Origin of the sequence: uncultured Thiodictyon sp. (assembly GCF_903828115.1) — a bacterium.
Taxonomy (GTDB): domain Bacteria; phylum Pseudomonadota; class Gammaproteobacteria; order Chromatiales; family Chromatiaceae; genus Thiodictyon.
On sequence record NZ_CAIKKU010000638.1, the window covers coordinates 1 to 2,248 of the forward strand.

2 protein-coding genes and 1 pseudogene are annotated in these 2,248 nt (G+C 72.9%); all 3 read left to right on the forward strand.

Translation table 11 applies throughout. The annotated features are described in order from the left end of the window. A partial coding sequence (locus tag QZY48_RS24265; protein ID WP_295435918.1) for a hypothetical protein occupies positions 1 to 702 on the forward strand: 702 nt, incomplete at its 5' end. 200 nt (positions 703 to 902) lie between these two features. Then, positions 903 to 989 (forward strand): annotated as a pseudogene (locus QZY48_RS24270) (hypothetical protein); the annotation flags it as partial. Between the two features lie 212 nt (positions 990 to 1,201). Beyond that, positions 1,202 to 2,248, forward strand: a 1,047-nt coding sequence (locus QZY48_RS24275) for a WD40 repeat domain-containing protein (RefSeq protein ID WP_295435919.1), incomplete at its 3' end; no start/stop codon positions are given.

A 2,248-nucleotide genomic window follows, 5' to 3' on the forward strand; every position in this document is an offset into this window, starting at 1 on the left:
CGACGCGCCGGGATGCAGTCGCCGCCCCAGGACGCCGGCGCTTTCGAGTCCCGCCTGGAGGATCGGCTCGCCGCCGGAGAGCGGCTGTTCCTGCTGGTCAGCGGCCTGGACTTCTGCTCCGAGGCCGGTCGCTCGCGGCTCGCGGCCTGCCTGCGCGGACTCTCCGACTTCCACGGTGAGGCCCTGCGCGTGGTACTGGTGGGCGGCGAGGGGCTCGCCGGGCTCAAATATGCCCAGGGCGACCTGTCCTTCCTGAGCCACGCCGAGCCCAAACACTGGCCCGAGTGGAACACCGGCGACCTGATGGACCAGGCCCGGCGCTCCACCCCGCCGCTGGACCTGTCCGCGGAGGACGCTCTGGCGATCCTGACGGCGAGCGGCGGCCACCCGCGCCTGATCCTGGACGCACTGCGGCTCCGGGCCAAGGGTCGGCCGCTGCCCGAGTGCACCCGGCGGCTTGAGCACTCCAGCCAGATCGAGGCCCAGTTCAGCGCCATCGCCCAGGACCCGGACCAGCGCCGGGACCTTAAGGATTGGCTGGCCCGGTCCGACCTGGGGGCCTTCCGGACCTGGATCGGCGACCCGCTGCTGCGTCGGCTCTACTGGCTGAACCTGCTGCGCGCCGAGGGCCCGGCGGGCCAGGAGCGGTTGGTCTGGCGGTGCCCGGCGGTGGTTGGGGCTGGGCTGCGGGTGCTCTCGTGAGCCGGGCGGGGAGGCTTTGGCGGCGGCTGGGGCTTGGCTGGTGGGGGCTGTTGCTCTTGTGCCTGGCCCGTGGCCTGGCGGCCGGGGATTTTCCGCCGCTGGTGGCGGAGGGGGAGATGATCGATGATCCGGAAGGGGTCATCGCCGGGATCATGCCGCGGGCGCCAGTCGAGGCGGTCGCCTTCAGCCCCGACGGGCGCATGCTCGCGAGCGCCTCGTGGGACCACAAGGTACGCCTGTGGGACCCGGCCACGGGGGCGGCCGTGCGCACCCTGGAGGGGCGGCCTTCGGTCACCGCGGTCGCCTTCAGCCCCGACGGGCGTCTGCTCGCCAGCGTCTCGGACGACGAGACGGTGCGCCTGTGGGACACGGCGACCGGTGCGGCCGTGCGCACCCTGGAGGGGCATGGGGATTGGGTTAAGACGGTCGCCTTAGCCCCGACGGGCGCCTGCTCGCCAGCGCCTCGGACGACAAGACGGTGCGCCTGTGGGACCCGGCCATGGGGCCGTCCGTGCGCACCCTGGAGGGGCACGGGGATAAGGTTTACGCGGTCGCCTTCAGCCCCGACGGGCGCCTGCTCGCCAGCGCTTCGATGGACGGGACGGTGCGCCTGTGGGACCCGGCCACGGCGGCGGCCGTGCGCGCCCTGGAACGTCAGGGAGATACGGTCAACGCGGGCCGGCTCAGGCTCCAACTGGACCATGCCCACGGCATCGCGGGAACCATCGAAGTCCCGATCCGCGCCACCGCCCCGCAACTCGTCCTCGCGGCCGGGCCCAAGTTGGACACGAGCGACACCCTGGCAGTCTCGGTGACGCTTCGCAACGGCGGCGGTCAGGATCTGGAGCGAGCGGAATTTACCGCCCATCTGACCGGTCTCGACGCGGACCTTCCGCAGCAGAGCCAACCCCTGGTCAAGGCCGGAGCCGATCTGCCGCTCTCCTTCGTGCTGCCCGAGGGCGCCAAGGTGGACAAGGATAGCCGCCTGACCCTGGTCGTCTACGAGCGCTCCTATCCGCCCCACGACTGGACCTTCGCCGACCGGCCGATCCGTCTGCCCACCCCGCCCTGGCAGCTCTATGCCGGACTCGCCGCGCTGATCCTGGCCCTATCCGCGCTGCTCTGGTCGCTGCGCCAATACACCCATCCGCTGACCCGCCGGCTGGCCGCGGACCCGGCCGCCCTGGCGGGGCTCGGGCTCGCGCAGTTGGAGCGGGCGTACACCCTGTTGCGGCGCACCCGTCGACTCGGCTCCGTGCTCGCGGCCGGCGGGGTGCAGGGGCGCTGGCTGGACCGGGCCATCCGGTTCCGCGGCGAGTCGCCGGAGGCTCAGGTGCGCTGGCTGGCCGAGCGGCTGGGGGCGGGTTGGCAGCGGCTCGAAGGACTGGGGGACGGCGGGGCCATGGAGCAATTCGAGCTAAGGCTGGGGGATGGCTTTCCGCTGAACCTGAGCGCCTGCCGGGTCGCCTTCCCGCCCGCCGACTGGCCGGCGCAGGACGTGCTGACGCTGCTGGGCACCGGCGGCGACCGGCCTTGCCTGGTGCTC